The following is a 26,367-nucleotide window of genomic DNA, read 5'->3' as shown; positions in this document are numbered from 1 at the left end:
GTCGATGAGGACCGGTCGTGTCCTGCACGCCGTCGATTCCCACACCGAGGGCATGCCCACCAGGGTCGTCACCGGCGGCGTCGGGGTCATTCCCGGGGCGACGATGGCCGAGCGGAGAAAGTGGTTCATCGAGAACAGTGACGATCTGCGCACCCTCCTGATGTGCGAACCCCGTGGGCACGCGTCGATGTCGGGCTCCATCCTGCAGCCGCCCACTCGCGGGGACGCCGACTGGGGTGTGCTGTTCATCGAGGTCTCCGGACTGCTGCCGATGTGCGGTCACGGCACCATCGGCACCGCCACGGTTCTGGTCGAAACCGGGATGGTCGCGGTGACCGAACCCGTCACGCGGGTTCGCCTCGACACGCCCGCAGGCCTGGTTGTCGCCGACGTCGCGGTCCGCGACGGGCACGCCGAATCGGTGACGATCAAGAACGTGCCCTCGTTCAGCCACGTCCTCGATCAGCGGGTCGACGTTCCCGGTTTCGGCCGGGTCGGCTGCGACATCGCTTTCGGCGGCAACTTCTACGCCATCGTCGACCTGGACGAGCTGGGTCTGCCGTTCGACCGGTCGGCCAAACAGCAGCTCCTCGAAGCCGGTCTCGCCATCATGTCGGCGGTCAACGAGCAGGCCCCGCCGGTGCACCCGGAACGTCCCGACATCTCGGGCTGTCACCACGTCTATCTCAAGGCGCCCGGCTCGACGGCCGCACACTCGCGGCACGCGATGGCCATCCACCCGGGCTGGTTCGACCGCTCGCCGTGCGGCACCGGCACCAGTGCCCGGATGGCGCAGCTGCACGCCCGCGGCGAGCTCGCCCTCGACACCGAGTTCGTCAACGAATCGTTCATCGGCACGACCTTCCGGGGCAGGCTCGTCGAGCAGACCGAGATCGGTGGGCGCGTCGCCGTGGTCCCGACGATCACCGGACGTGCGTGGGTCACCGGAACCGCCCAGTACATGCTCGACCCCTCCGACCCGTTCCCGGCAGGCTTCGAACTCTGAAGCGGCAGTCACGCGGCAAACGTCCCCGTGTCCAGAACCGACAACCGGAGGCAGCCATGGCCCACACCGCCGACGTCGTCATCATCGGCGCGGGTGCTCTCGGCGCGGCATGCGCCTATTTCGCCACCGAACAGGGCCTGCGTGTCCACATCGTCGAGCGTGGCGAGATCGCGGGCGGGACCACCAGTGCCTGCGAGGGCAATCTGCTGGTCTCGGACAAGGAGGCAGGCCACGAACTCGACCTGGCGTTGTATTCCAATCAGGTCTGGCGCCGTGACCTCGCCCCGTACAACCATCTGTGGGAGTTCGAGAACAAGGGCGGCTTGATCGTCGCGGCCACGGAGTCCGGTGCCCGGAATCTCGCCGAGCTAGCCGGGCGTCAGCGCGAAGCCGGGATCGACGTCACCGACGTCGCCGCCGACGAGGTGCACGCCTACGAACCCCATCTCACCGAGGACCTCACCGCCGCCGCCCACTACCCGCAGGACTGCCAGGTCCAGCCCATGCTCATGGCAGCGCAGCTCATCCGCATCGCCCGCGAACGCGGTGCCCGGATCTGGACGCGCACGGAGGTCACGGACCTGCACCGCGACGGCGACGCGGTGGCCGGTGTGGTCACCAGCCGCGGCACGATTCACGCCGACCACGTCATCAACGCAGCCGGGACCTGGGCGGGTGACATCGCGCGGCTCGCCGGAGTGTCGGTGCCGATCCTTCCGCGCCGCGGGTTCGTGCTGATCACCGAACCGCTGCCGCGAACGGTGTTCCACAAGGTCTACTCCGGCGACTACGTCGCCAGCACCACCTCGTCCGACGAGGGATTGCAGACGTCCACGGTCATCGAGGGCACCAGGGCGGGCACCATCCTCATCGGATCCTCCCGCGAGCGGGTGGGCTTCGACTCCACCGTGTCGTTGCCCGCGCTGCGGCAGATCGCGGCCAAGGCGTTGACCCTGTACCCCGTGCTGGCGAAGACCAAGATCATGCGCAATTACCACGGATTCCGCCCGTACTGCGCAGACCATCTGCCCGTGATCGGCCATGATCCGCGTGCGCCCGGGTTGTGGCACGCCTCGGGGCACGAGGGCGCAGGCATCGGGCTCTCGGTCGGTTCGGCGAAACTGTTGGTCCAGCAGCTGACCGGCCGGGAACCCGATCTCGATCTGACTCCGTTCGCGCCAGAGCGCTTCGACCTCGTGGAGGCATCATGAGTCCCGCCCATCAGCACGACGTCCCTGACGACGCGACCGCTGAACCCGAGCGTTTCGAGGTCGCCTTCGACGGCCGCCCGTTACCGGCGACCGCGGGGCAGAGTGTCGGTTCGGTACTGACCGATGCCGGGATCCGGTCATGGCGAACGACCCGCACCGGACATCGACCGCGCGGCCTGTTCTGCGGGATCGGGGTCTGCTACGACTGCCTGATCACCGTCGACGGCGAGCCCAACCAGCGCGCCTGCCTGGTCCCCGCCCGGCCCGGCATGACGCTGTCGAGCACCGTGCCCGGCAACGGCCCCTTCGAGACGGCAGGTGACACCGATGACTGAGCGGCCCCGCGACACCGCATCCACGAGCCCTCGTTACGACGTCGCCGTGGTCGGGGCAGGCCCGGCCGGCCTCGCCGCCGCCGTCGCCGCCGCCGAGGCCGGGCGCCGGGTCGTGCTCGTCGACGCCGGAGGGCAGCCCGGCGGCCAATACTGGCGCCATCCTGACGAGACCGCCCCTCGCGGCGACGAATCGCTCGGCCACCACGACTGGTCCACGTTCACGGCCTTGCGCAGCCGACTTCACGGGCTCGTCCGGCGGCGGCGCATCACCCACCTGCCGTGGCGCCAGGTGTGGTTCGTGGAGCGTCCGTCGGTCGGTGACGAGCCGCCGGCCCACACCCTGCATCTGACCACGTCCTACGCCGGGGCGGACACCGGCGGCGAAGGTCCCGACGCGGTCACCGGCGACGCGGTGATCCTGTGCCCCGGCGGGTACGACCGCCAGTTGCCGATCCCAGGGTGGGATCTTCCTGGTGTGATGGCGGCGGGCGGGGTTCAAGCCCTGCTCAAGGGGCATCGCACCGTGGCGGGCCGCCGTGCGATCGTCGCCGGTACCGGGCCGTTCCTGCTGCCGGTCGCCACCGGCCTGGCTCAGGCCGGTGCGGACGTCGTGGCTGTCTGCGAGGCCGGATCGATCACCGGATGGTCCCGGGATCCGCTGGCCGCCGCTGCGGTCCCCGGCAAGGCGCGCGAGGCCCTCGAGTACGCCACCGAGCTGATCCGCCATCGCATTCCGTACCGGCAGCGCACGGCCATCACCGCGATCCGCGGCACCGAAGCCGTCCGGTCCGTCGAACTGTCGCGGCTGGATCGGGAGGGGCGCATCCGCGAGGACGCGGGCACGGCGGACGTCGACCTCGTCGCACTCGGATGGGGTTTCACGCCCTCGCTGGAGCTCGTCTCGGCGACGGGTGCGGCGACCCGCAAGGACATCGACGATTCGCTTGTCGCGGTCGTCGACGACGAGCAGCGCGCAACGGTGCCCGGGGTCTACGTGGCCGGCGAGGCCACCGGCGTCGGGGGCGCGATGCTGGCGGTCGCCGAAGGCGAACTCGCGGGCCTGATGACCGCACGGGACCAGCGCGCACCGGTATCCCAGGGAAACGTGCGGACACTGCAGAAACGCATCACTCGGCATCGGCGCTTCGCCGCAGCCATGCACGCCGCCCACCCGGTTCCCCGCCACTGGCACGAATGGTTGAGCCCGGAGACCACGGTCTGCCGTTGTGAGGAGGTCAGCTATCGGCAGGTGTGCGGTGCCCGCGACGAACTCGGGGCCGGCGACGCCCGTACGGTCAAGCTCATGGCGCGTCCGGGGATGGGCTGGTGCCAGGGCCGCGTCTGCGGTTTCGCCTCGGCGAAGCTCGCCGCCGCCACGGAGGGCAGGGCGCTCACCGCCGACGACCTCCGGCCGACGGCCAAGCAGCCCTTCACCGCACCCGTCTCGCTCGAGCAGCTCGCGGAGAGTCCGCGATACGAGTGAACCGAGACCGCGGGGTGAGCACTCGCGGCACCGGCTGTGCGACGTCACATACCATGACCGTGACTAGATCGTGGAGGTAGTGGTGGCTCCGAAGCTGGTTCAGATGGAGAAGGTCAGCATGCGTGACCGCGTCGGGCGGGCGCTGCGGGCGGCGATCATCTCCGGTGAGATGGAGCCCGGCGTCGTGTACTCGGCGCCTTCCCTCGGTACGCGGTTCGGCGTCTCCGCCACTCCGGTCCGTGAGGCCATGCTCGACCTGGTGCGCGAGGAACTCGTCGAGATCGTGCCCAACAAGGGTTTCCGGGTGACGGAAGTCAGCGAGACCGATCTGGATCAGATCACCGAGATCCGCTTGCTCATCGAGCCCCCGGCGGTCAGCAAGGTCACGCCGATCATCCCGGACGCCGACTTCGCCGAGCTCAGGGAGCTCGCCCAGAACATCGTCACCGCGGCCGAGGCCGGTGACCTGGTCGAGTACACCGAGGCGGACCGCGTGTTCCACCTGCGGTTGCTCTCGTACGCCGACAATCCGCGCATGACCAACCTCGTGTCCGACCTGCGTGCCCACACCCGCCTGTTCGGCTTGGCCGCGCTGCGTGAGCGAGGCGAGCTGGTCGACGTTGCACGTGAGCACCACGACATCGTCGACGCGCTCCACGCACGTGACCAACACCAAGCCGAGTCGCAGATGCGAGCCCACATCAGCCAGGTCCGGGGGCGTTGGGCCAGCCCTGGTCCGGAACCGGCCGACTGACCCCGGCGGCCACCTGCCCCGGCCGGTCGGCGTTCCTTTTCACTCGTTTCGGCCGAAACGTCGCGGTCGCGCCGCTAAGGTCACGATCATGAAGACGTTCGTTTCATGGCGGGGTGCGCTGGCCGTCGGGCTCCTGATTCCCGCGCTCGCGGGCTGTGGCGGCTCGAACGAGGGCGAACAGCAGGGCGACACGGTCGACGGGGTTCCGCAGCACTGGCTGACGGCTACGGCCGACGGTTGGGAAGGTTCCAAGGGGCAGGCGAACGGCGTACTGACCGTCGAACACGGCACTGATTGCCTCGTGCTCCCGGACGGGGCGACCCTGGAGGGGGAACCGTTCACGTCCGACGGTGCGGGCTGGGGTCCCGAGGGCGGCGAAACCGGCTACCGCTACCGGTGTGAGACCGAGACCGACGACCACATCGCCTCGTCGCTGTCGCTGGTCCGGCTCGACGACGCCGCGGCGGTCGACGAGTACGTGGAGGGCTTCCTCGCCACCGGTGACAGTTCCGTGCAGGACAACACCACGGAAACGCTGACCGCCCGGGGTGCGGAGGTGCACGTCCTCGTCACCGACTACATCACCAACCCGAAGGCGGGCAGCGCCTACACGGCGGTGCTCGCCGACCGTGATTCCTCGGCACTCGTTCAGCTCGAAGTGAGCAGCCTCGACGACGAGGACCTCGAGCGCTACTCGACCCGGAACCTCGCCGACGATCTGGCGGCCATCGTCGCGGCCGCCGGATGATGCGGCCCCGCTGACGGCGTCTCCCGACGTGCGCCCGGCTCGGGCGGCACGGGTGCCGGAACCTCACGCTGCTCGGACTTGACCGTCGGCGATCCGCGTGGCGACCCCGCGACGGGACAGCACACCTTGATTGTCCGATGTGGACTCTGCTGGCCGGCCGGATGCGTTGCGGGGCCGTGGGTTCGTGCTTCACATGCGGTGTGGTGACGACGCGTCGGATACGGACGGGTACGCGGGCTCGTAGACGGAAGTCCGCGTGCCCGGCGGTTCGGCGACCATCGCCCGTGCGGCGCGCTGGTCGGCGCCTCGTTTCGGACGGCGCGGTGCCGCCACCGAACGGCTGGCGACAACGCCTGCGGGCGTTCGGTTTCTCGGACCAGCCGGCTCTCGCCGGGCCTTGGCGGCTCCCTCCTTGTGGTTGAAATACCCCAGGGGGTTTATTACGTTGTGGCGAGAGAAGGGAGATGGTCGTCGTGGAGATGAAGCCGGAGATGGTGGGCGACGCGCTGACACGGTTGCGCAGGGCCAGGGGGCAGTTGGGTGGTGTGATCGAAGCCATCGAGGAGGGCCGCGACTGTGCCGAGGTGTTGACGCAGCTCGCAGCTGTTTCCCGTGCGCTGGACCGGGCGGGATTCAGGATCGTGGCCAGTGGCATGCGGCACTGTCAGCAGGCTCGCGACGATGGTGACGAACCGCCGATGACCGAGCAGGAACTGGAACGCTTGTTCCTCGCACTCGCCTGAGCGGGACATGTCCGCGGTGCCCCGTCGGCGGCGTCGGCGTTGCACATTGGTTGAATACCCCCAGGGGTTTAATCGCAGGGCCGGTCGGCAAGCGGTCGGCCATCGCCGACGATGCCTTCGCAGCAAGGTGCCGTGGTACCCGCAGCCCAGTACCCGGATGCCCGGTACGCGCTGTTTCTCCGCGTGTGGGGCGTCGGGGTGGATCGAAACAGGACACGAGATGGAAAGGGGAGACCGGCGGTGACGACGATGGATACGCCGAAGGAGCCCGAACAGCAGGTGGGCGGCCTGGCCGTCGAGGTGATCGAGACGTCGTCGCTGGGGGATCGCAGCTATCTCGCCACCGACGGCGAGGTCGCCGTGGTCGTCGATCCGCAGCGGGACGTCGACCGTGTGATCGCGGCCGCCGGGCGGCTCGGCGTCCAGATCGTGCTGGTGCTCGAGACGCACGTGCACAACGACTATGTGTCCGGTGGTCTCGAACTGGCGCGGCTGACCGGGGCGGACTACGGACTGTCGGCGGCCGACGAGGTGCCGTTCGACCGGCGGCCGCTGTCGGACGGCGAGGTCGTGGAAGTCTCGGCGCGGATGCGGGTGCGGGCGGTGGCCACTCCGGGGCACACGTTCCACCACCTCTCCTATGCGCTGGAAGGCCAGGACGGACCGGTTGGCGTGTTCACCGGCGGATCGCTGCTGTTCGGCACCACCGGGCGCACCGACCTGCTGGGGGAGCAGCACAGTGAGGATCTGGCGCGTCATCAGCACGCTTCTGCGCGGCGGCTCGCGGCGAACCTGCCTGACGGCGCCCAGATCTGGCCGACCCACGGATTCGGCAGTTTCTGCTCGGCCACACAGGCCTCGGGCGATTCGGCAACCCTGGGGGAGCAGAAGCGCATCAACCCGGCGCTGACGCTGTCGGAGGGCGAGTTCGTCGAACAGACCCTGTCCGGGCTCGACGCCTATCCGGCGTACTACGCGCACATGGGTGTGCAGAACACCAGTGGGCCGGAACCGCTGGACCTGCGCGAGCCGGCACGTGCCGAACCGGAGGAGCTGCGGCGTCGCCTTGAGCACGGCGAATGGGTCGTCGACCTGCGGTCCCGCAAGGCCTACGTCGTCTCACATCTCGCCGGAACCGTCAGTCTCGGACTGGACGGGCCGATGGCGACCTGGCTCGGCTGGATGATCGACTGGGGCGCCCCGATCACCCTGCTGGGCGAGTCGCGCGAGCAGGTCGGCGAGGCTCAGCGCGAGCTGGCCCGTATCGGCATCGACAAGTTCGCCGCGGCGGCGGTCGGCACTCCGAAGGAGCTGGCAGCCGACCCGGATCAGGTGCGCAGCACTCCGACCGCGACCTTCGGTGATTTGGCCGCGGCGCTGAGCGGGGATCCCAACGGGCTTCCGGCGCCGGAGGTGGTGTTGGACGTCCGGACCAACAACGAGTTCGGCGCCCGGCACGTCACCGGTGCCGTGCATGTGCCGCTCTACGAGCTCAAGGACCGGCTCGACGAGGTTCCCACCGGCGCGGTCTGGGTGCATTGCGGAAGCGGTTACCGCGCCACCGCCGCGGCGTCGCTCCTCGAAGCCGCGGGCCGCACGGTCGTACTCATCGACGACATGTTCGACGCCGCTGCCCAGGTCGACGTGCCGATGACCGGCGGAAGCTGACAGCACGACACCGAACGAATTGCGGAGGTATCCCCGGAGTGCCCCAAACATTGCCGAAGACCGTGGACACCGCGCAGGTCCGCGAATTGCGCGACGTCGATCCGCAGATCCGGCTGATCGACGTGCGCGCACCCGGCGAGTTCGCCTCGTCGCACATCCCGGGCTCCTACAACGTCCCCCTCGATCTGTTGAGGGAACACCGCGAGGAACTCACGGCCCGGCACGGCGACCCGGTGGTGCTCGTGTGTGCCTCGGGTGGCCGTGCCGAGCAGGCACGCGGTCTGCTGGAGAACGCCGGGCTGGAACGGCTGAGCGTCCTGCACGGCGGTATCGCCGGGTGGGAACAGCAGGGAGGGGAGCTCAACCACGGACGCGGCACCTGGGCCATGGAGCGACAGGTACGGCTGGCCGCCGGGTTGCTCGTACTCACGGGCGTGGTGGCGAGCATCGCCTACGAACCGCTCAAGTGGATCGCGGGGTTCGTCGGTGCCGGCTTGACGTTCGCGGCGGTGAGCAACACGTGTGCGATGTCCCGCGTGCTCGGACTGCTGCCGCACAACCGCAGCCGCACCGACGACCGCGTGCTCCTCGAAGCCCTCACCGAGCGCAACGGTGCCGAAGGCCGAGGCTGATTACCGGTGTGGGTACGACTTCGCACACCGCGCGGGTGGTTGCCGACCGACGCGTTGGGCGGCTAGGTGTTTCCGTTGCTGTTGGCCGCGGTGTTCGGCGCCGTCATCGGATTGGCGTTGGGATTGCTCGGCGCCGGTGGTTCGATCCTCGCGGTGCCTGCGTTGGTCTACGGCGTCGGACTGCCCTGGGAGACCGCGGTTCCGGCGTCGCTGGTGGTGGTCGCACTGTCCTCGCTGGGAGCGCTGCTGCCACGCGAGCGTCGGACGGCGGTGCGGTGGCCGGTCGCGTTGGTGTTCGGTGCGGCGGGTGTCCCGGCCGCCTTCGGCGGCACGACCCTTGGGAAGCTCCTTCCACAACGCTGGCTGCTGTTGGCGTTCGCAGCGCTCATGATCGTCGTCGCTGTGCGCATGCTGCGTGGCGGCGAGAATCAGACCGGTGCCTGCCGCACGGTGCAGGGTGGGATCAACTGGCGCACCTGTCTTCCCAAATCGGTGCTCACGGGTGCGTCCGTCGGGGTGCTGACGGGATTGTTCGGTGTCGGCGGCGGTTTCGTCGTCGTACCGGCCCTCACCCTGTTACTGGGCTTGGGGGCCCAACAGGCGGTCGCGACGTCCCTGGTGGTCGTTCTGATCAACTCGGTGGCCGGGTTCACCGCGCACGCGGGCACGGCCGGTGACATCGACTACCGGATCCTGCTGCTGTTCGCCGGTGCGGCGCTGGCCGTGTCGGTCGTGGCCGCACGGTGGTCGGCCAAGCTCGACGCGTCCACGGTTCGCCGCTGGTTCGCCGTCGTCGTGCTGGCCGTGGCGGGGTTCGTCGCGACGGCTTCCTTCGCCGGCCCATCGGTCGTGGGCTGACGGCAGGCGGTTCGCCGACAAGACGAGCCCGCCGTGCGGCGGATCGGCGCACGGCGGGCTCGGCGATGCGGCCCCCGTCAGACGACGACGGGCGTGACGTGGAACAGGAGTCCCGCCACGGCTCCGCCGAGCAGCGGTCCGAGGATCGGGATCCAGCTGTACGACCAGTCGGCGCCCTCACGACGTCCCATCGGCAACAGCGCGTACACGATGCGCGGGCCGAGGTCACGTGCCGGGTTGATCGCGTAACCGGTCGGGCCGCCGAGCGACGCGCCGATCCCGACGACCAGCAACGCGACCGCCAACGGGCCGAGCCCGGTCGGCGTGTTGCCGAACACCAGCACCACGTACACGAGTACGAACGTGCCGATGGCCTCGGTCACCACGTTCCAGCCCGGCGTGCGCAGCGCCGGCCCGGTGGCGAACACCCCCAACGTCCCGGAGTGGTCCTCCTCGGCGTCGAAATGCTTCTTGTACGCCAGATACACCAGCACGGCGCCGAGCATCGCACCAAGCAGCTGCCCGGCAAGGTAGACCGCGACGTGCCACGGCGTCGCGGGAACGCCCGGTGCGAGGTCGTTACCGGCGACCCAGATGCCCGCCGTCACCGCGGGGTTCAGGTGCCCACCGGAGTACGCCGCGGCGTACACACCGGCGAACACCGCGAGCCCCCACCCGAAGTTGATCAGCAGCCAGCCGCCGCCGAACCCCTTCGTCGTCGCCAGGCTCACGTTGGCACCGACACCGCAGCCCAGCAGGACGAGCAGGGCGGTGCCCATGGTTTCGGAAAAGAGAACGCTCCCCATCGAGCCTCCTTGACGTCACCGCAGGGACGCGCGGAATCGGCGCGCGAATTCGGAAACGCGCGCGACTCAGGGCGTCAGCAGTGGGAAATGAGAATGTCAGAAATGTGCCGGGTGGCGGTGAGAACTCACCAGACGGTGTAGCCGCCGTCGACGACGAGGTCCGTACCGGTGCAGAAGCTGGCTGCCTCGGAAGCCAGGAACACCACGGCCGGTGCGATCTCGCGAGGCTCGGCCACCCGGCCCATCGGCGTGCCGTCGAGCCATGCGCGGCGCCATTCGTCGTTGTTCATGCCGCGTTTGGTCAGTTCGGTGCCCACGTATCCCGGTGAGACGGAATTGACCCGGACCCCGCGGTCGGACCATTCACCTGCGAGCGACTTGGTCAGGTGGACGACCGCGGCCTTCGCGGCGTTGTAGGCGGACTGCGGCTGCGGGCGGTTGGCGATGTGCCCGCTCATGCTGCCGGTGTTGATGATGCTGCCCGAGCCCTGCTCCAGCATGCGCTTGCCCGCGGCGCGACAGGAGTAGAACACGCCGTCGAGGTTCACCGACAGAACCCGGCGCCAGTCCTCGTCGCTCAGGTGCTCGCTCGGGTGGTTGTGAACGATGCCTGCATTGTTGACCGCGACGTCGAGCGAGTCCGCGGTCTGCACGACGTGGTCGACTGCGGCGTCGATGCTCGTCGAGTCGGTCACGTCGGCCGCCACGAATTCCGCCCCGAGTTGCTCGGCGGTGGCCTTGCCGACGTCGGCGTCGAGATCGCACACGAACACCCGGGCGCCTGCGTCGCACAGTCCCTTGGCGATCGCGGCGCCGATGCCCTGCGCGCCTCCGGTGACCAGTGCGGTCCTGCCTTCGAGCGTGTACGGGTTGGTCACTTCGTCTCCCTACCGGTCGTCGAGGGCCGCGCCGACGGCGCGGAACTGACATCTCGGATCTCGTGTGTTCCGTCGGCGCGGCCGATCACCATCTCGTCGGCGATCCCGGTGAACAGCCCGTTCTCCACGACCCCCGGGATCCAGTTGAGCTGGCCGTCCAACGCGACGGGGTCGAGGATCCGCTGCAGGTGGGCATCGATCAGGTAGTTCCCGCTGTCGGTCACCACCGGCTCGTGACCGTTCATGCGCAGGGGCAGGTCCGGGTTCCGGTAGCCGAGCCGCTCGAGCAGCGCGGCGACCGAACGACGTGTCGACTCCCACGAGAACGGCACGATCTCGATGGGCAGGGGGAAGGCACCGAGGGTCTCGACCACTTTGGACTCGTCCACCACGGCGACCATGCGGCGGGAGGCATCGGCCACGATCCGCTCCCACAGCAGACACGCGCCGCCGCCCTTGATCATGGCGCCGTCGCCGTCGATCTCGTCCGCGCCGTCGATGGTCACGTCGAGGTGCTCGACGTCTTCGAGCGTCGTCAGTGGGACGCCGACCTCCAGAGCCAGGTCTCTGGTGCCGGTCGACGTCGGCACCCCGATGACATCCAGGCCGCCGGCGACGGCTTCGCCCAGCTTGCGGACGAACCAATGCGATGTCGTGCCGGATCCCAGGCCGATGATCATGCCGTCGGACACGTAGGCGTCGATGGCGGCGGTTCCCGAGACCACCTTGGCGGTGTCCTGTGACGTGCGTGGTTCCATGAACTTCCTGTCTGCCGTTCCTGCTGTGTTAGGCCGGTCGGATTCGTTCGAACAGTTCGTGGAACCGCTCGATCACGGTGTGCTCGCCCACGTGTCCCCAGGCGACGTGCACGTAGTCGACGCCGACCCGCTTCGCGGTCTCCGCGTCGATCGCGGTGTCGCCGACGTACAGCGACTCCGACGGCGGGACCTCAAGGCGGTCGAATGCGGTACGGAGGTGCTCCGGGTCGGGTTTGCCGGCCGAGACCTCGTCGATGCCGACGACCGCGTCGACGGCGCCTGCGAGACCGGTGTGGTGCAGCACGCGGTGGGCGAGTGCCGACCGTTTGTTGGTGCACACGCCGATGCGTACGCCGTGGGCGTGCAGCTCGGCCACCGCGTCGCCCGCGTCGGCGTACAACGTCGTCTCCGCGACCGGATCGGCGGTGTACGCGGTGGTGTAGTCGGCCAACGCGGTGTCCACACCCGCCTCGGAGCCACCGGCGAGCGCCAGCGCCCTGCCGACCAGGGCACGCGCTCCCTCACCGAGGAGGCCACGCACCTGATCGGCCGTCACGGGAGGTAATGACTGCGCTGCCAGGGCCGTGTTCAACGCGCGGGTGATGTCCGGAGCGCTGTCCACCAACGTGCCGTCGAGGTCGAAGACGACGGCGCGCGCGCCAGGCGCCATCACGCGTCCGCGGTGGCGTAGAGCGGTCGCAGCCCTTCGTACAGGGCGCGGTGCCGGGCGAAGACCGAGTCGTAGACGCGGGTGCTGCCGGTGTCCGGGGTGAACGTGCGCTCGATGCTCACCCCGGACACCGCCTCGTCCAGACTGCCCCAGTAGCCGACTCCGACGCCGGTCGCCAGCGCAGCACCGTAGGCTCCGCCCTCGGTCGCGCCGGTGACGGTGACGGTCTCCCTGCCGAGGACGTCGGCGAGCATCTGCAGCCACAGCGTCTCGCTCGTCGCTCCGCCGGAGGCGACGACGCGGTCGCACTCCAGTCCGGCCTGTCTGCAGACCTCGAGGATCTCCCGCATGTTCAGCAGCACGCCTTCCAGGACGCTGCGCGAGAAATGCCCGAGGTGGTGCATCGGAGTCAGGCCGATCCAGCTCGCCGACGCCTCCGGGGCGAGATTTGGCGATCTCTCGCCGAGGAGGTAGGGAAGGAACAACAGCCCCTCCGCACCGGGTTCGACGTCCTTGGCCAGTGCGACGAGTTTCTCGAACGACACGGGGTCGGCGGTCGTCACCGGTGCCAGCGCGTCACGCAGCCACTGGAACGCGCCTCCCGCGCTGAGTGAGACACCCATGACGTGCCAGCGGCCCGGCCCGTTGCCGCACGAGACCTGCACTCGCCCGCTCGGGATGTTCGGGCAGCTCGCCGCTCCACCCGCGACAATGCCCGCCGTCCCGATGGTGAAGCCGACCGGCCCCGGGTCGATGAGCCCCATCGCGGTGGTCTGGATGACGGCGTCGCCACCGCCGCCGTACACCTGGACGCCCTCGGGGATGTTCCAGCGACGTGCCAGTTCCGGGAGCAGCGCCCCGGTGGCGTCGATGGATTCGACCGCGTCCGGAAGCAGTCCGCGATCGATGTCCAACAGTTCGAGCAGCTCGTCCGACCAGGTGCGCTCCGCGACGTCGAACAGTCCCGTGCCGGAGGCGTCCGACACGTCCGTGACGTGGTTTCCCGTCATCTTCAGGCGCAGGTAATCCTTCGGGTTGAGCACGTGCGCCATGCGCGTGAAGAGTTCGGGCTCGTTGTCCCGGAACCAGATGATCTTCGGTGCGGTGAATCCGGGCAGCATCCGGTTGCGGGTCATGCGGATGAGCTCGTCGAGTCCGCCTGCGCGCTCGGTGATCCAGTCGCATTCGGCGGCCGCTCGTTGATCGTTCCACAGAATGGCGTGTCGCAGCGGCTGTCCGTTGGAGTCCAGAGCGGTCAGGCCGTGCATCTGTCCGCACAGGCCGATGCCGACCACTTCGCGTCCCCGCTCCGGAAGCGAGGCGGTCACCGCCGCGATCGCCTCGTCGGTGGCGCGCCACCAGTCGGCGGGGTCCTGTTCCGCCCAGCCGGGACGGAGGTTGTGAACGGGATAGTCCCGCGATTGCTTGGCGACCACCTCGCCCGTTTGGGATACGGCTATGACCTTGCACGACGAGGTGCCCAGATCGATGCCAATCAGCATGATGCGACCGTCCTTTCGCGCCTCACTGCGCGTTGTGGCGGAGCCGGATGTGCTTGAGTTGCAGGTAGTTCTCGAGTCCTTCGTGGCCGTGTTCGGAGCCGAAGCCGCTTTCGCGCCGGCCCCCGTATGGCGCGTTGATGATTCCCGCGTCGACGTTGTTCACCGCGACGTTGCCGAAGTCGAGGTCGCCCGCGAGCGTGAACGTCTCCGTGGTGTCGGTGGTGTAGGCGTATGCGGCCAGTCCGCCGGGCGCGGCGTTGGCGCGGGAGACGGCGTCATCGAGCTCGGTGAACCGTGCGACTCCCACCAACGGCCCGAACGTCTCCTCGTGCATGACCAGTGCCTCGTCCGGTGCATCGGCCACGACGGTCGGGCGCAGGAACAGCCCCGGGGAATCCGAACGCGGCGGCTCACCTCCGGCGACGACTCGCGCCCCCTGCGCGCGGGCGTCGGCGATGTGGTCGAGGGTGCGCCGGTACGTCTCGGGCATCGTCATCGCGCCGACGTCGGCATCCGGCTCGGCGAGCCCGTCGGCGACGGTCAGCGCGTCGGCGGCCTTCGCCAGCCCGGCGACGAACTCGTCGTACACCCCGTCCTGCACGTAGATCCGGTTGATCGCGATGCAGATCTGCCCGGCGTTGCGGAAGGACCGCCGGGTCGCGCCCGCGATCGCGGCGTCGACGTCCGCCCGGTCGGTGACGACCATCGGGCAGCTGCCGCCCAGTTCGAGTGACAAGCCGGTGATCCCGCTGACGGAGCGGTAGATCGCCTGCCCCGTGCGCATCGACCCGGTGAACGCGATCTTCGCGACGTCCGGGTGCTCGGCCAGTGCCTGACCGGCCTCCCCGTCGCCGTACACGAAGTTGACGACACCCGGGGGCATCGCCTCGGCGACGCATTCCGACAGCAGCTGCGCCGACCCCGGCGTGTACTCCGACGGTTTCAGCACGATCGTGCAGCCCGCGGCGGTCGCACCGGCGAGCTTCCAGCCGGTGAGTTCGATCGGATAGTTCCACGGCACGATGCCCGCGACCGGCCCGATCGGCTCCTTCTGCACGATGCTGAGGAAACCGGCCGTGTCGTTGGGAATCGTCCGGCCGAAGACGCGTTCGGCCTCTTCCGCGTAGTAGTGCAGCGCGGACACGAACTTGGTGACCTCGCCGCGTGCCTCGCTGCGCGGTTTGCCCTGTTCGCGGGTGATCGAGACGGCCAGCTCGTCGACGCGGGTCGCGCAAACCTCGGCCAGCCGATGCAGGTGGCGGGCACGCTCGGCGGGCAACGTCTTGCGCCACGCGGGGAACGCGCGTACCGCGGACCCCACGGCCGCGTCGACGTCACGGGAGGTCGACCGCGGTGCCACGGCGGCGAGGGCACCGGTCGCGGGGTTGTGCCGGTCGATCGTGCCGCCGCCGGAGTCCCGCCAGTCTCCGCCGTGGAAGTTCCGGCACGTGATCACGTCGGTGTGAGGTTGCATGGTGCTGTGTCCGCTCTCATGGACGGCGGACCCGGTGCGGTTTCGGTCGTCACCGAGTGGGGCACTCCGGATCCAGTAATTTGTATGATGATCGGACTTTAGCTCTGGACGGACATCGACCGCAACCCGTTCCGGGTGCCGCTTCAGGTGGGCTCGTCGCCCTTTCGGCCGGGAGCGAGGCGATCGGCGTGCCGCATGATCCGCCGGAGATGGTTCTCCGTCGCGAACCGTGCGCGTGACGGGTCACCTGCGGAGATGGCGTCGGCGATCTCGGCGTGCTCGCGCACGGTGTCGGTCGCCTCCGACGGATATGCGGGGCCGGACGAGTACGTTTCGCGCAGGAAGCCGTTGATCGGTTTGATCATCAGCGAGAAGAACGGGTTTCCGCTGGCCTTCGCCAGGATCTCGTGGAACGACAGGTCGGCGTCGAGGAACTTCTCGCGCACGTCGAGGTTGGCGGCGAGCCGGTCGTTCTCCGCCTGCATCGCCTCGAGGTGCGCTTCCTCCCTGCGCGCCGCCGCGAGTACCGCCATCTCGACCTCGAGTACGAGTCGCAGTTCGAGCAGCTGCTCGAAGCTGCCTTCGCTGAGTCGGAGAAGCAGCGAGTACTGGTCGGCGATCAAGCGGCCGTCGAACTCGGAGACGACCATGCCGCGCCCCGGCTTCACCGTGACGAGTCCTCGCTGGACCAGCAGTCGGGCCGTCTCGCGCACGACCGTGCGGCTCACGTCGAACCGGTCGGCGAGCTCGGCCTCGGTGGGCAGCCGTTCGCCGACCGGCAACCGCAGGATCTCGTCCTGGAGCGTGTCGGCGAGGGTCTCCGGAAGCCGCCGCCGGGCGCCGTGATCGAAGTTCATAGCACGATTGTATGGGCTCACCGGGCGCTGTATGACGACGTGTGTGCGCAGGTCGCCGTGCGAAAGAGTGACAGATGCGGGGTGCTAGTCGTGTTCGAGGTGGGGTTCACATCTGGTGTGGACGAGTATTTGTATGACAAACTGACATTTGCTGGGTTCGACACGGCAGGGAAGGCACATCTGTGAAGCTCACCGACTACGCCAGCAGCGTTCTCCCGGACGACGCCGACCGGGCGACCCTCGTGGCACGGATTCACGACCCCGGAAGCGGGGGACCGTGCGTCGCCGCACTGCGAGGAGACGCGCTCGTCGACCTCACCGAGGTCACGCCTACGGTCGCCGACCTGTTGGACCGGCCGGACGCCGTCGACGTGGTACGCACCGCGCAGGGTTCGCGCAGCTGGCCGCTCGCCGACGTGCTGAAGGCGACGTTCGACAACGACCGAACCCGGGCGCGCCTGCTTGCTCCTGTGGACCTGCAAGTACTCAAGGCCGCGGGAGTGACATTCGCGCGCAGCATGATCGAGCGTGTCATCGAGGAACGGGCGGCAGGCGACCTGCATCGCGCCGAGGAGATCCGCGGCAAGCTCGGCGCACTGGTCGCGGGTCACATCTCGCAGGTCGTGCCCGGATCCGAGGAAGCCGCACGGGCGAAGGAAGTGCTGGTCGCCGAAGGACTGTGGTCGCAGTACCTCGAGGTCGGCATCGGTCCCGACCCGGAGATCTTCACCAAGGCACCCGTGTTGTCTTCCGTCGGTACCGGCGCGCAGATCGGCGTCCTGGAACGCTCGACGTGGAACAACCCCGAACCCGAACTCGCCGTCGTGGCGGATTCCCGCGGTGCGCCGATCGCCGCCACCCTGGGCAACGACGTCAACCTTCGCGACTTCGAGGGGCGCAGCGCACTGCTGCTCGCCGAGGCCAAGGACAACAACGCGTCGTGCGCACTCGGCCCGTTCCTGCGTCTGTTCGACGACGGTTTCGGCCTCGACGACGCGCGTGGGATCGACGTCGAGCTCGAGATCACCGGCCGCGACGGGTTCTCGCTCAGCGGTGTCAACCCGGTCAGGGAGATGAGCAGGGACATCCGCACACTGCTCGAACACGCACACGGCCCGCATCACCGCTATCCGGACGGGTTCGTGTTGTTGACCGGCACGATGTTCGCTCCCACCGAGGACCGCGACGTCCCGGGACAGGGCTTCACGCACAAGATCGGTGACATCGTCCGCATTTCGTCCCCGAAGCTCGGGGCTCTGGTCAACGAGGTCAACACCGCCGAGGAAGCGCCGGACTGGACGTTCGGGATCCGTGCGCTGCTGCGCAATCTTGCCGCGCGCGGACTGCTGTCCGGTGCGCGGGGACAGGAGGTTCCGGCATGAGACGCGTCGTCGTCACCGATCACGCCTTCGGCGATGTGACCGGCGAGGCCGCGGTCGCCGACCGGCACGGCGCCGAGTTCGCGGTGCACCAGTGCCGGACCGAGGAAGAGACCGTCGAGGCGGTGCGGGGTGCGGACGTCGCGTTCGTCAACTTCGCCCCGACGACCCGTGCCGTTCTCTCCGCCATGGCCGACGGTGCGGCGGTGATCCGTTACGGCATCGGCTACGACAACGTCGACGTCGCTGCCGCGGCCGACCTCGGTGTCACCGTCGCGAACGTGCCGGACTACGGCGTCGACACGGTCGCCGACCACACCGTCGCCTGCCTGCTGACACTGTTGCGCAGGCTGACCCGGTTCGACCGGGCCGTGCACCGGGACGGCTGGTGCGCTCCCCGCGACCTCGGGTCGGTACCCGGGTTCGCCGGCACCACGATCGGCCTCGTCGGCCTCGGGCAGATCGGGCTCGCGGTCGCGAAGCGGTTGGCGCCGTTCGGTTTCACCGTGCTGGCCCACGACCCCTACGCCGACGCGCACGCGGCCGCCGCCCACGGTGTCCGGCTGTCCGAGTTGGACGAACTGCTCGGTGCGGCCGACGCGGTGTCGTTGCACGCCCCGTTGACCGCGGAGACCAGCAAGCTGCTCGACGCGTCGGCCTTCGCCCTGATGCGCAGGGGAGCGTTCCTCGTGAACACCTCCCGCGGCGGCCTCGTCGACCAGGACGCGCTCGCCGACGCGGTCGAGTCGGGTCAGGTCGCCGGTGCCGCACTCGACGTCTTCGATCCCGAACCGCTCGCGGCGGACTCCCGGTTGCGGGAGCTTCGCGAGGTTTTGCTGACCCCGCACGCGGCGTTCTTCTCGGACAGCTCCCTCGCCGCGTTGCAGCGGCTGGCGGCCGAGGAGGCCGACCGCGCGCTGTCGGGCAAACCGCTGCGGTGTCCGGTGCGTTGACGGACACTGTCGAGGCGGTTCCGGCGGTCGCGCCACCCGAACCGTTCCCATCGGCGAGTCTCGACGGAAAGGTGATGTCGTTGAACCAGGGAGTCGATCCGCGTACCGGCGAGCCGGTCGGTGATCCGGTCCCCGACACCCGCGCCGAGCAGGTGCGCAGCGTCGCGCAGCGCGCGGCCGACTGCGCACCGCGGTTGGCCGGCCTGCCCTACGCCGGGCGGGGCCAGTTGCTGAACGCGCTGGCTACGGCGCTGCGGCAGAACGAGAACGAGCTGGTCGAGCTCGCCGACCGCGAGACCGCGCTCGGCAGTCCGCGGCTCCCCGGCGAGCTGGCCCGCACGGCGGCGCAGTTGGACATGTTCGCCGACGTGCTGCGTGACGGCGCCTTCTGCGAAGCGGTCATCGACCGGCCGGATGCGAACGCCGTCCCGCCGCACGGGGACCTGCGCCGCATGCTCGTGCCGCTCGGTCCGGTCGCGGTGTTCGCGGCCGGCAACTTCCCGTTCGCGTTCTCGGTGCTCGGCGGTGACACCGCGAGTGCACTGGCCGCCGGGTGTCCCGTCGTGGTGAAGGCCCATCCAGGGCACCCCGGCCTGTCCGAACGGATCGCGGACCTGGCTGCCGGGGCCCTGTCGGAGGCGGGCGCTCCCGACGGGACGTTGAGCGTCGTGCACGGTTACGAGGCGGGGCCCGCACTGGTGACCGATCCGTCGATCACGGCGGTCGGTTTCACCGGGTCGACCGGTGGCGGTCGGGCGCTGTACGACCTGGCCGTCGGACGGGAGAACCCGATTCCGTTCTACGGGGAACTCGGCAGCATCAACCCGGTCGTCGTCACCGGGTCCGCGGTCGACGCGCGCGGCCGCGAGATCGCCGAGGGGCTGGCCGGTTCCTTCCGGCTCGGTACCGGGCAGTTCTGCACGAAGCCGGGCGTGGTCTTCGTGCCCGCCGATTCCGGCTTCGACTCGCAGGCTGCCGACGCTGTGCGGCCGTCGGCGCCCGCGCCGATGCTCACCGCGCGGATGCGGGACGCCTTTCAGTCCGGCGTCGCGGCCCTGTCGGAGGTGCCCGGCGTGCGTGAGCTGGTGAAGGCCGAGCCGCTGGACGCCGACGGTCACGACGTCCTCCCTGCAGTGCTGGCCGTGGACGCCGAGACCTTCGCCTCCCGGGCCGATGCGCTGGCGGGCGAATGCTTCGGTCCGGTCACCGTGCTCGTGGAATACCGCGACACCGACTCCCTGCACCGGGCTCTGCGCACCGTGCCGGGCAGCCTCACGGGAAGTCTGCACGCCGAACCCGGCGATCCCACGGCGGGTGACATCGTCGGGGTGCTTCGGGAGAGCGTCGGGCGGATCATCGTCAACGGCTGGCCGACCGGCGTGGCCGTGACCTGGTCGCAGCACCATGGCGGGCCGTGGCCCGCCACCACCGATCCGCTCCACACGTCCGTGGGCGCCACGGCGATCCGGAGGTTCCTGCGCCCGGTGACCTACCAGGACGTGCCGGACGAGCTGCTTCCCGAGGAGCTGCGGGACGGCAACCCGCTCGGCATTCCCCGGCGCGTCGACGGCGTCCCGGCCTGATGTGATGCCGGTCCCTCCCCGCGGCGGGACCCGGCATCACGCGTCGGTGGGCCGTCACGCCGGCGTGCGGTCGATCCAGAGTTGTGTCGGGGCCCGGGTGAACACACCTGCCTCGGCGGGCGCTCCGTCGGCGAACCGTACCGTGGGCATGGCGTCGAGCAGCATGTCCACGCCGACCTCGATCTCGGTCTTCGCCAGCATGGCCCCGACGCAGAAGTGCCTGCCGAGGCAGAACGCGAGGTGGTCGGCCGCCGCGGAGAACGCCTTGGTGGTCGACAGGTCGTCGCGGAAGATGTCGAACGTCTCCGGATTCGCGTAGTGCTGCTCGTCCCGCCCCGCCGCGCCGATCAGGCAGGTGACCGTGCTGCCCGCGGGCACGACTCCGCCCGACAGTTCGACGTCCTCGCTGGGTTGGCGCATGATCATGTGCACGGGTGGGGAGAAGCGCAGCGTTTCCGCGAAGGCGGCCCCGATGAGCGAGCGGTCCGCCCGCACGGCTTCGAGCTGGTCGGGATGTTCGAGCAGGTTCTTCATCAGACTGGCGATCGCTTTGTCCGTCGTCTCGCCGCCTGCGGTCAGCAACAGGCTGCAGAACGCCTTGATCTCCTCGTCGGACATGTGCTCGCCGTCGATCTCGGCGGCGCACAATGTCGAGAGCAGGTCGTCACCCGGGTTCTGCCTGCGCTGCCGGATGATCGGGATCAGGTATGAGGCGAACTCCTCCTTGGTGCGCATTCCCTCGGCCATCACGTCCGGGTCCTGCGTCAAGTTGGACAGGAACGCCATGATCGACGTGTACCACTGGTGGAACTTGTCGTGGTCGCTCTTCGGAAGTCCGAGCATGTCGACGATCACGTTGATCGGAAACCGGGTGGCGAAATGCTCGACGAGGTCGACCGGGTTCCGATCACGCAGCCCGTCGATCAGTTCCCGGCTGTTTCGCTCGATGACCGGGAGGAACTTCGTTTCCAGCTCGTTGCCGCGGAACGCCGAGGACACCAGTGCCCGGTGTGTGGCGTGCTCGCGGCCGTTCATCTGCAAGATGGTCCGGCCGTGGACCGGTTCGAGCTGCCAGTCGTAGTTGTCACTGGTGAAAACCGGGTCGCGGAAGGCCTTCTCGACGTCGTCGTATCGAGAGATGAGGTAGCTCTGCATTCCCTCGTGCCAGATCAGCGGGTGCTCGTCGCGCATGATCCGGTAGTGCGGGTACGGATTCTCGGCGAATTCCGCGGAAAGAATGTCGGGTGCTTCGTGCAGAGCAGTCATCGTGAGCGATCTCCTTTGATCAGAAACGACGGACGACTCGAACCGGAACGCGCTCAGGACCACCGCCGTCCGCATGCACCTCTCGTCGGCGACCACGACATCCTGCGGTCGCATATGAACCGGATCACACTCGTAGCAGTATCGAGTCCGCCGAAATCCATGTCAAGGATTCGCATGGAATGAAGTCGATGGATGCAGTAGATCGGCCAGTACCTGTGCGTGGCTGTGTGGGACGTCCTTGGTGGCGGTCAACAGGGTGAGGCCGTCGGGGTTCGCGCGCCCCCGTAGCTCCGCCAGGGCCGTCGCGGCGTCCGGCGATTCCAGTTCCGCCAGGTAGCGGCGGCGGAACTCGGCGAACTTCTCGGGGTCGTGCGCATACCATTTCCGAAGTTCGGTCGACGGCGCGATCGTCTTGACCCAGTCGTCCAGTCGGGCGGACTCCTTCTTCATGCCTCGTGGCCACACGCGGTCGACGAGTACGCGCGCGCCGTCGTCGTCGCGTGGGGACTCGTAGATCCGGCGTACCCGCACGGTTCTGCTCGCCACTCTCCTGCCTCCTTCGCGGATCGTGACACCGGCTGCGGCTTGCATGGGTGCCAGCCGGCGGGCCACGTTCATGGTGCGCCGACCGCGGGTTACCCGGCGACCGCCCGGGCCCACGGGTGGTCGTCGAGGAGCGACCGCCGCCGTCGTTGCCCGCTACGGGACGTAATTGGAAATGATAACCATTATCGTCTATGGTGTTGGCCGGTCCTGCAAGAAGGAGTGGTGATGAAGGTCCGCAAGTCGCTGCGCTCGTTGAAGCAGAAGCCCGGCGCGCAGGTCGTGCGCAGGCACGGCAGGGTGTTCGTGATCAACAAGAAGAACCCGCGCTACAAGGCGCGCCAGGGCTGATCTGCCCGGCCGTTCCGGTTCTCGGAGCGGCCGACGGCCTGCGCCGTCGTGTCCGCCCCTCTGGGGCGGTGAAAAGGCGAGGCGTGACCGCGTGTCACGCCTCGCCTTTTCCAGTTCCGTCGGCGGATGCCTATTCGCCGCCGTAGCGGTGGTAGTAAGCGACGAGCCTGCGTGGCACGAGTTTTCGTTCGCCGCGCACCACGATCGGCACCAGGTCCGGAGCCTTCGCCTTCCACTGTGAACGCCGCGTCCGGGTGTTGGCGCGCGACTTCTTGCGTTTGGGTACTGCCATGGTGTGTGCCCTTCGGTGTGTTCAGGACTCGTTTCGTCCGTTGTGGACCGTCTCCGAATCGGAGTCGGCATCGGTGTCGTCGCACGGTTCCTCGTGCCACGCCCCGAACGGATCCGGGTAGTGGGCCCAGGCCCGGCGGCCCGCTGCGAGTTCCTCGTCGGTCAGCAGTGCGCCGCGCAGCGTGTCCTCGACGAACTGCGGATCCGCCTCGTGGGAGATCACGACGATCTCCTGGTCCCGGTCGCCGAACAGTGGGTCCCAGCGCAGTGACGCGAGCGTCCGCCGTTCGGCCGAGACGTCCGTCCACTCCGGAGCGTCCGGCGAGTCGAGCCACGGGCCGAGGTGACCGACGCCGAGTCCGCCGCCCGCCGATTCCAGCCACAGCGCCACGTCGGGCTGGCTGGCGATCCACACGCGGCCACGGGCGCGCAGTACGCCGTCGAGCAGCACGTCGATGGCTTCGTGCAGGCGTTCCGGGTGGAAGGGTCTGCGTTCGGAGAAGACCGCGACGGCGACGCCGCAGTCGGGGTGCAGCGGCGGCTGGCCGCGCAACAACGCTCCGTGGGGGTCGTCGCCCGTGCCTCGCCGCGCGTCGGACGGCACCGCCGCGAGCAGTGTGTCGCGATCGGTCACCGCGAGGTCGAGCACGGGTGCCGACGGGGCGACGCGCTCGAGGATCGCGTTCGTCCTGGCCGCTGACCACGCGTCAGCAGCGCGTCCGGCGGACACGACCACGTCGGCGAACTCGATCTGGGCCAGTGCGACGTGGGCGACCGTCCGCTCGTCGTCGGCGGATCCGTGCAGCCCGCGTTCGGCCATGGTCGTGTCACCCGTGACGTCGTGGACGAAGCTCTCGGCGTCGATGGCCGTGACCACGACTGCCAGGTCGATGTCCTCGCCCACCGGGCGGTCGCCGAGGACGACGTGCTCGATGGTCAGGCACACCTGCTCGGGGTCCATGGCTTCGTCCAGCTGCAGCACGATCCGTTCGACGGTGGCGTCGGCGGCCAGCCGCCGCAGCAGTGGGAGCAGGTCTTCGCGCACGGTGCAGGTGACGCAGCCGTGGGCGAGTTCGACGATCGTCGTCGTCTTCCCGGTGCCGAGCCGTACGGTGCGCCGCACGACGCCGGACGAGACCTCGCGCAGGTCGTGGTTGACGACTGCGGTGGCCGGGTCTTCGTCCTGCAGTCGCAGCGCGACATCACGGTCGGCGGCGGGGGAGACGCCGCTGACGACGATCACGGGGGTTCGAGGGTGGTCCGTCACGGCACACATCGTAAACGATAGTGAAAACCATTTCCAATAAGGGTCGTGGTGTGCACGTGCGGGTCCGCCGTGGGGCAAGGCCCCGCCTCGCTTCGGCCGATCGTCGTCCCTTTCGCTCGTGTTCGCCGGTTGTGCGGAACCTGTTCAGCCTCGTCCGGAATGGTTGCTTCCTGCCGGTCCTCGGCCGGTCAACGGCCCCCGACACATCGGAGCGCAACGTATGTTCAGGTCAGCCGAACGAGAACGCAGAACCCTACGTGCGGTGGTCGCGGCGTGCTCGGCCGTGGCGATCGCCGCGACGTCGGCCGCCGTCGTGGCCCCGGCCGCAGGCGCCCAGCAGGAGCAGGCAGGCGACGGCGTCTACCGCGGTGAGGTACAGGTGGTGCCGGCCTCGGCGGGAACCACCGAGCAGAACGTGCTGACGGGCACGGTGTTCGTCGACGACAACGAGGACTCCAGCGCGGGCGACGGCGAACGCGGTCTGGCGGGCGTCGTCGTGTCGAACGGGCGCGACGTCGTCACGGCCGACAGCGAGGGCCGCTACCGGCTGCCCGCGTTCGACAACATGACGGTCTTCATCACTCAGCCGAACGGCTACCAGGTTCCGGTCGACGAGTACAACGTCCCGCAGTTCCACTACAACCACCTGCCGGAAGGCTCGCCGGACCTGAAGTACGGCGGCATCGAGCCCACCGGACCCCTGCCGTCGGCCGTCAACTTCCCGGTGGTCGAGAGCCCCGGCACCGCGGCGCCCGAACAGAGCTGCGTCGTCGCAGGCGACCTGCAGACCTACAACCGCACGCAGCTCGAGTACGCGCGCAAGGGCGCCATCAACGACCTGGCCCAGCGGAACGACTACGCGAGCTGCGGTTCGCTGTTCGTCGGCGACGTCGTCGGTGACGACCTGTCGCTGTACCCGGAGGTGAAGGAGCTCACCAAGCAGACCAACGGGCCTGCGCGGTTCCTGCCTGGCAACCACGACCTCGACTTCGACGCGGCGACGCCGGAGCACTCGTTCGACACCTTCCGGGCGCAGCTGGCGCCGACCTACTACTCCTACGACGTCGGCGACGTCCATTTCGTCGCCCTGAACACCGTCGAGTACCCGTGCACGCCGGACGAGGACAATCTCGACGGCCTCGGCTCGCACTGCGACGACCCGGAGGGTGACCCCAGCTACAACGGCTCGATCGACGACCGGCAGCTCGCGTGGCTCGAGCGCGACCTCGAACACGTCGCCAAGGACAAGCTGATCGTCGTCGCGGGCCACATCGGGCTGATCAACTACAACGACCAGGCCAGCGCGGTGCACCAGACCGACCAGGCACGCGACGTGTACGAGTTGCTCAAGGGCCGCAAGGCCGTTGCCGTCTCCGGCCACAGCCACACGACCGAGAACATGAAGAAGGGCGACTCGGCGCAGGGCTGGAAGGACACCCTCGGCCTCGACAAGCTGCCCTTCCCGCACATCACCGCAGGTGCCATCTCCGGTGACTGGTACTCCGGCGAGGTCACCGAGGACGGTTATCCGACGGCGATCGGCAAGGACGGTGGCCGCCCCGGAGTGCTCACGCTCGACATCGACGGCACGAAGTTCCAGGAGCGCTACACCGTCACCGGCGCCGACGACAGGGTGCAGACGCAGCTCGGCATCAACAGCCCGACCTACCGCGAGTGGTCCGAGGAACGGGCCGAGTGGAACGAGAACCCGCAGGGTGACGCTCCGGAGCTCGACGAGCCGCTCGTCGTCGACTCCGGCGACCTGGCGGGAACCACCTGGCTCACGACCGACTTCTGGATGGGTGCCAGCGGTTCGTCGGTGAAGGTCGCGCTCGACGGCGGCCCGGCGAAGAAGGCTGCGCGTACGCAGGAGATGAACGGTGAGGCCAAGCGGAACGGCCCGGAGTGGTCGGATCCCTACGCCGTCGCCCAGCAGCTCGTGCACGGCGGGAGCATCGCGGACTCATCGATGCATCTGTGGCGCTACGAGCTGCCCGTCGACCTGGAACCCGGCGAGCACACCGCCGAGGTGACGGCCACCGACTCGTACGGCCGCGAGTTCACCGATTCGCTGACCTTCGAGGTCGTCGGGTAACTCCGTGCCGTCATCGGGGTCCCGGCCGGGGCGCGTCTCCGGCCGGGACCCGGCGTCCGGCCACGGCGGCGGAAGGATACCCACGCCGAAACCGTCGCCGGTGTACTGCGAGCGGGCCGAACGTGTAGGGTCGAAATCGGCGGGCCCTCCGTGCACAGCCAGCAGCTGTGATCAACGTCGACCGTCCGAACGACGCCGAGCTACGCGACCTGCCCCGAATTTTGCTTTTCCGAACGGACCTCGCCACGAAGCGAAG

Annotated in this window: 26 protein-coding genes; 15 read left to right on the top strand and 11 right to left on the bottom strand. The window is 68.9% G+C overall.

The window, feature by feature from the left end:
- The first annotated feature begins 4 nt into the window (after positions 1 to 4).
- The 10 genes from LY12_RS13005 to LY12_RS12960 all read left to right on the top strand — a co-directional run bounded on the left by LY12_RS13005 (position 5) and on the right by LY12_RS12960 (position 9,438).
- Positions 5 to 1,006, top strand: a complete 1,002-nt coding sequence (locus LY12_RS13005; protein ID WP_253856374.1) for a proline racemase family protein — start codon at positions 5 to 7, stop codon at positions 1,004 to 1,006.
- A 56-nt stretch (positions 1,007 to 1,062) separates the two neighbouring features.
- Positions 1,063 to 2,217 carry an NAD(P)/FAD-dependent oxidoreductase gene (locus LY12_RS13000; protein ID WP_253856372.1) on the top strand — a complete coding sequence of 385 codons (1,155 nt, stop codon included), beginning with the start codon at positions 1,063 to 1,065 and terminating at the stop codon, positions 2,215 to 2,217.
- Positions 2,214 to 2,552 (top strand): (2Fe-2S)-binding protein, encoded by a 339-nt coding sequence (locus LY12_RS12995; protein WP_253856370.1) that lies wholly within the window; start codon positions 2,214 to 2,216, stop codon positions 2,550 to 2,552. Before LY12_RS13000 ends, LY12_RS12995 begins: the two co-directional genes overlap by 4 nt.
- A complete protein-coding gene (locus tag LY12_RS12990) occupies positions 2,545 to 4,035 on the top strand; it encodes an FAD-dependent oxidoreductase (protein WP_253856369.1) in 1,491 nt (496 codons plus the stop codon). The genes LY12_RS12995 and LY12_RS12990 overlap by 8 nt, the downstream gene beginning before the upstream one ends.
- An 82-nt stretch (positions 4,036 to 4,117) precedes the next feature.
- Positions 4,118 to 4,789, top strand: a complete 672-nt coding sequence (locus LY12_RS12985) for a GntR family transcriptional regulator (protein ID WP_253856367.1) — start codon at positions 4,118 to 4,120, stop codon at positions 4,787 to 4,789.
- Positions 4,790 to 4,877: 88 nt separating this feature from the next.
- Positions 4,878 to 5,537 carry a hypothetical protein gene (locus LY12_RS12980; protein WP_253856365.1) on the top strand — a complete coding sequence of 220 codons (660 nt, stop codon included), beginning with the start codon at positions 4,878 to 4,880 and terminating at the stop codon, positions 5,535 to 5,537.
- Between the two features lie 473 nt (positions 5,538 to 6,010).
- Positions 6,011 to 6,280, top strand: coding sequence for a metal-sensitive transcriptional regulator (locus LY12_RS12975; protein WP_253856363.1), 270 nt, complete (start codon positions 6,011 to 6,013; stop codon positions 6,278 to 6,280).
- A 249-nt stretch (positions 6,281 to 6,529) separates the two neighbouring features.
- On the top strand, positions 6,530 to 7,948 hold the full coding sequence (locus tag LY12_RS12970) for an MBL fold metallo-hydrolase (RefSeq protein WP_253857349.1): 1,419 nt from the start codon (positions 6,530 to 6,532) through the stop codon (positions 7,946 to 7,948).
- A 38-nt stretch (positions 7,949 to 7,986) separates the two neighbouring features.
- Positions 7,987 to 8,580 carry a rhodanese-like domain-containing protein gene (locus LY12_RS12965; protein ID WP_372493506.1) on the top strand — a complete coding sequence of 198 codons (594 nt, stop codon included), beginning with the start codon at positions 7,987 to 7,989 and terminating at the stop codon, positions 8,578 to 8,580.
- Positions 8,581 to 8,655: 75 nt separating this feature from the next.
- Complete coding sequence (locus tag LY12_RS12960) at positions 8,656 to 9,438, top strand: sulfite exporter TauE/SafE family protein (RefSeq protein WP_253857345.1); 783 nt, start codon at positions 8,656 to 8,658, stop codon at positions 9,436 to 9,438.
- Between the two features lie 77 nt (positions 9,439 to 9,515).
- On the opposite strand, the gene LY12_RS12955 is transcribed toward LY12_RS12960, so the two are convergent.
- From LY12_RS12955 to LY12_RS12925, 7 genes are all read right to left on the bottom strand, one after another.
- A complete protein-coding gene (locus LY12_RS12955; protein ID WP_253856361.1) occupies positions 9,516 to 10,244 on the bottom strand; it encodes an MIP/aquaporin family protein in 729 nt (242 codons plus the stop codon).
- 125 nt (positions 10,245 to 10,369) lie between these two features.
- On the bottom strand, positions 10,370 to 11,122 hold the full coding sequence (locus LY12_RS12950; protein WP_253856359.1) for an SDR family NAD(P)-dependent oxidoreductase: 753 nt from the start codon (positions 11,120 to 11,122) through the stop codon (positions 10,370 to 10,372).
- Positions 11,119 to 11,880, bottom strand: a complete 762-nt coding sequence (gene rpiA / locus LY12_RS12945) for a ribose-5-phosphate isomerase RpiA (RefSeq protein ID WP_253856357.1) — start codon at positions 11,878 to 11,880, stop codon at positions 11,119 to 11,121. Before rpiA ends, LY12_RS12950 begins: the two co-directional genes overlap by 4 nt.
- Before the next feature lie 28 nt (positions 11,881 to 11,908).
- The gene (locus LY12_RS12940) at positions 11,909 to 12,550 is read right to left on the bottom strand and encodes an HAD family hydrolase (protein WP_253856355.1); all 642 of its coding nucleotides are present in this window, start codon (positions 12,548 to 12,550) and stop codon (positions 11,909 to 11,911) included.
- On the bottom strand, positions 12,550 to 14,052 hold the full coding sequence (gene xylB, locus LY12_RS12935; RefSeq protein ID WP_253856353.1) for a xylulokinase: 1,503 nt from the start codon (positions 14,050 to 14,052) through the stop codon (positions 12,550 to 12,552). The genes LY12_RS12940 and xylB overlap by 1 nt, the downstream gene beginning before the upstream one ends.
- A gap of 22 nt (positions 14,053 to 14,074) precedes the next feature.
- A complete protein-coding gene (locus LY12_RS12930; protein WP_253856351.1) occupies positions 14,075 to 15,526 on the bottom strand; it encodes an aldehyde dehydrogenase family protein in 1,452 nt (483 codons plus the stop codon).
- 143 nt (positions 15,527 to 15,669) lie between these two features.
- A complete protein-coding gene (locus tag LY12_RS12925; protein ID WP_253856349.1) occupies positions 15,670 to 16,383 on the bottom strand; it encodes a FadR/GntR family transcriptional regulator in 714 nt (237 codons plus the stop codon).
- A gap of 182 nt (positions 16,384 to 16,565) precedes the next feature.
- Between LY12_RS12925 and LY12_RS12920 the strand changes: the two genes are divergently transcribed.
- The 3 genes from LY12_RS12920 (at position 16,566) to LY12_RS12910 (ending at position 20,298) form a co-directional block, all read left to right on the top strand.
- Positions 16,566 to 17,765: a fumarylacetoacetate hydrolase family protein gene (locus LY12_RS12920; protein WP_253856347.1), complete on the top strand. Its 1,200-nt coding sequence runs from the start codon at positions 16,566 to 16,568 to the stop codon at positions 17,763 to 17,765.
- Complete coding sequence (locus LY12_RS12915; protein ID WP_253856345.1) at positions 17,762 to 18,715, top strand: C-terminal binding protein; 954 nt, start codon at positions 17,762 to 17,764, stop codon at positions 18,713 to 18,715. Before LY12_RS12920 ends, LY12_RS12915 begins: the two co-directional genes overlap by 4 nt.
- Before the next feature lie 74 nt (positions 18,716 to 18,789).
- Positions 18,790 to 20,298: an aldehyde dehydrogenase (NADP(+)) gene (locus LY12_RS12910; RefSeq protein ID WP_253856343.1), complete on the top strand. Its 1,509-nt coding sequence runs from the start codon at positions 18,790 to 18,792 to the stop codon at positions 20,296 to 20,298.
- A gap of 54 nt (positions 20,299 to 20,352) precedes the next feature.
- Here the strand turns inward: LY12_RS12910 and LY12_RS12905 are convergent, their stop codons facing one another.
- Positions 20,353 to 21,564: a cytochrome P450 gene (locus LY12_RS12905; protein ID WP_253856340.1), complete on the bottom strand. Its 1,212-nt coding sequence runs from the start codon at positions 21,562 to 21,564 to the stop codon at positions 20,353 to 20,355.
- Between the two features lie 162 nt (positions 21,565 to 21,726).
- The gene (locus LY12_RS12900) at positions 21,727 to 22,110 is read right to left on the bottom strand and encodes a DUF488 domain-containing protein (protein WP_253856332.1); all 384 of its coding nucleotides are present in this window, start codon (positions 22,108 to 22,110) and stop codon (positions 21,727 to 21,729) included.
- A gap of 225 nt (positions 22,111 to 22,335) precedes the next feature.
- On the opposite strand from LY12_RS12900, the gene ykgO reads away from it, so the two are divergent.
- Complete coding sequence (gene ykgO, locus LY12_RS12895) at positions 22,336 to 22,458, top strand: type B 50S ribosomal protein L36 (protein WP_183782934.1); 123 nt, start codon at positions 22,336 to 22,338, stop codon at positions 22,456 to 22,458.
- Between the two features lie 130 nt (positions 22,459 to 22,588).
- Here the strand turns inward: ykgO and rpmF are convergent, their stop codons facing one another.
- Both rpmF and mrf read right to left on the bottom strand, forming a co-directional pair.
- Positions 22,589 to 22,750 carry a 50S ribosomal protein L32 gene (gene rpmF / locus LY12_RS12890; RefSeq protein ID WP_253856330.1) on the bottom strand — a complete coding sequence of 54 codons (162 nt, stop codon included), beginning with the start codon at positions 22,748 to 22,750 and terminating at the stop codon, positions 22,589 to 22,591.
- Between the two features lie 21 nt (positions 22,751 to 22,771).
- Positions 22,772 to 24,016 (bottom strand): ribosome hibernation factor-recruiting GTPase MRF, encoded by a 1,245-nt coding sequence (gene mrf / locus LY12_RS12885; protein WP_253856328.1) that lies wholly within the window; start codon positions 24,014 to 24,016, stop codon positions 22,772 to 22,774.
- Positions 24,017 to 24,278: 262 nt separating this feature from the next.
- Between mrf and LY12_RS12880 the strand changes: the two genes are divergently transcribed.
- Positions 24,279 to 26,111 (top strand): calcineurin-like phosphoesterase C-terminal domain-containing protein, encoded by a 1,833-nt coding sequence (locus tag LY12_RS12880; RefSeq protein ID WP_308292108.1) that lies wholly within the window; start codon positions 24,279 to 24,281, stop codon positions 26,109 to 26,111.
- Positions 26,112 to 26,367 lie beyond the last annotated feature (256 nt).

Origin of the sequence: Prauserella alba, assembly GCF_024171735.1 — a bacterium.
GTDB classification, from domain to species: Bacteria; Actinomycetota; Actinomycetes; order Mycobacteriales; family Pseudonocardiaceae; genus Prauserella; species Prauserella alba.
The sequence above is the reverse complement of the archived record's forward strand: the minus strand, read 5'-3'. Positions and strand labels throughout refer to the sequence as shown.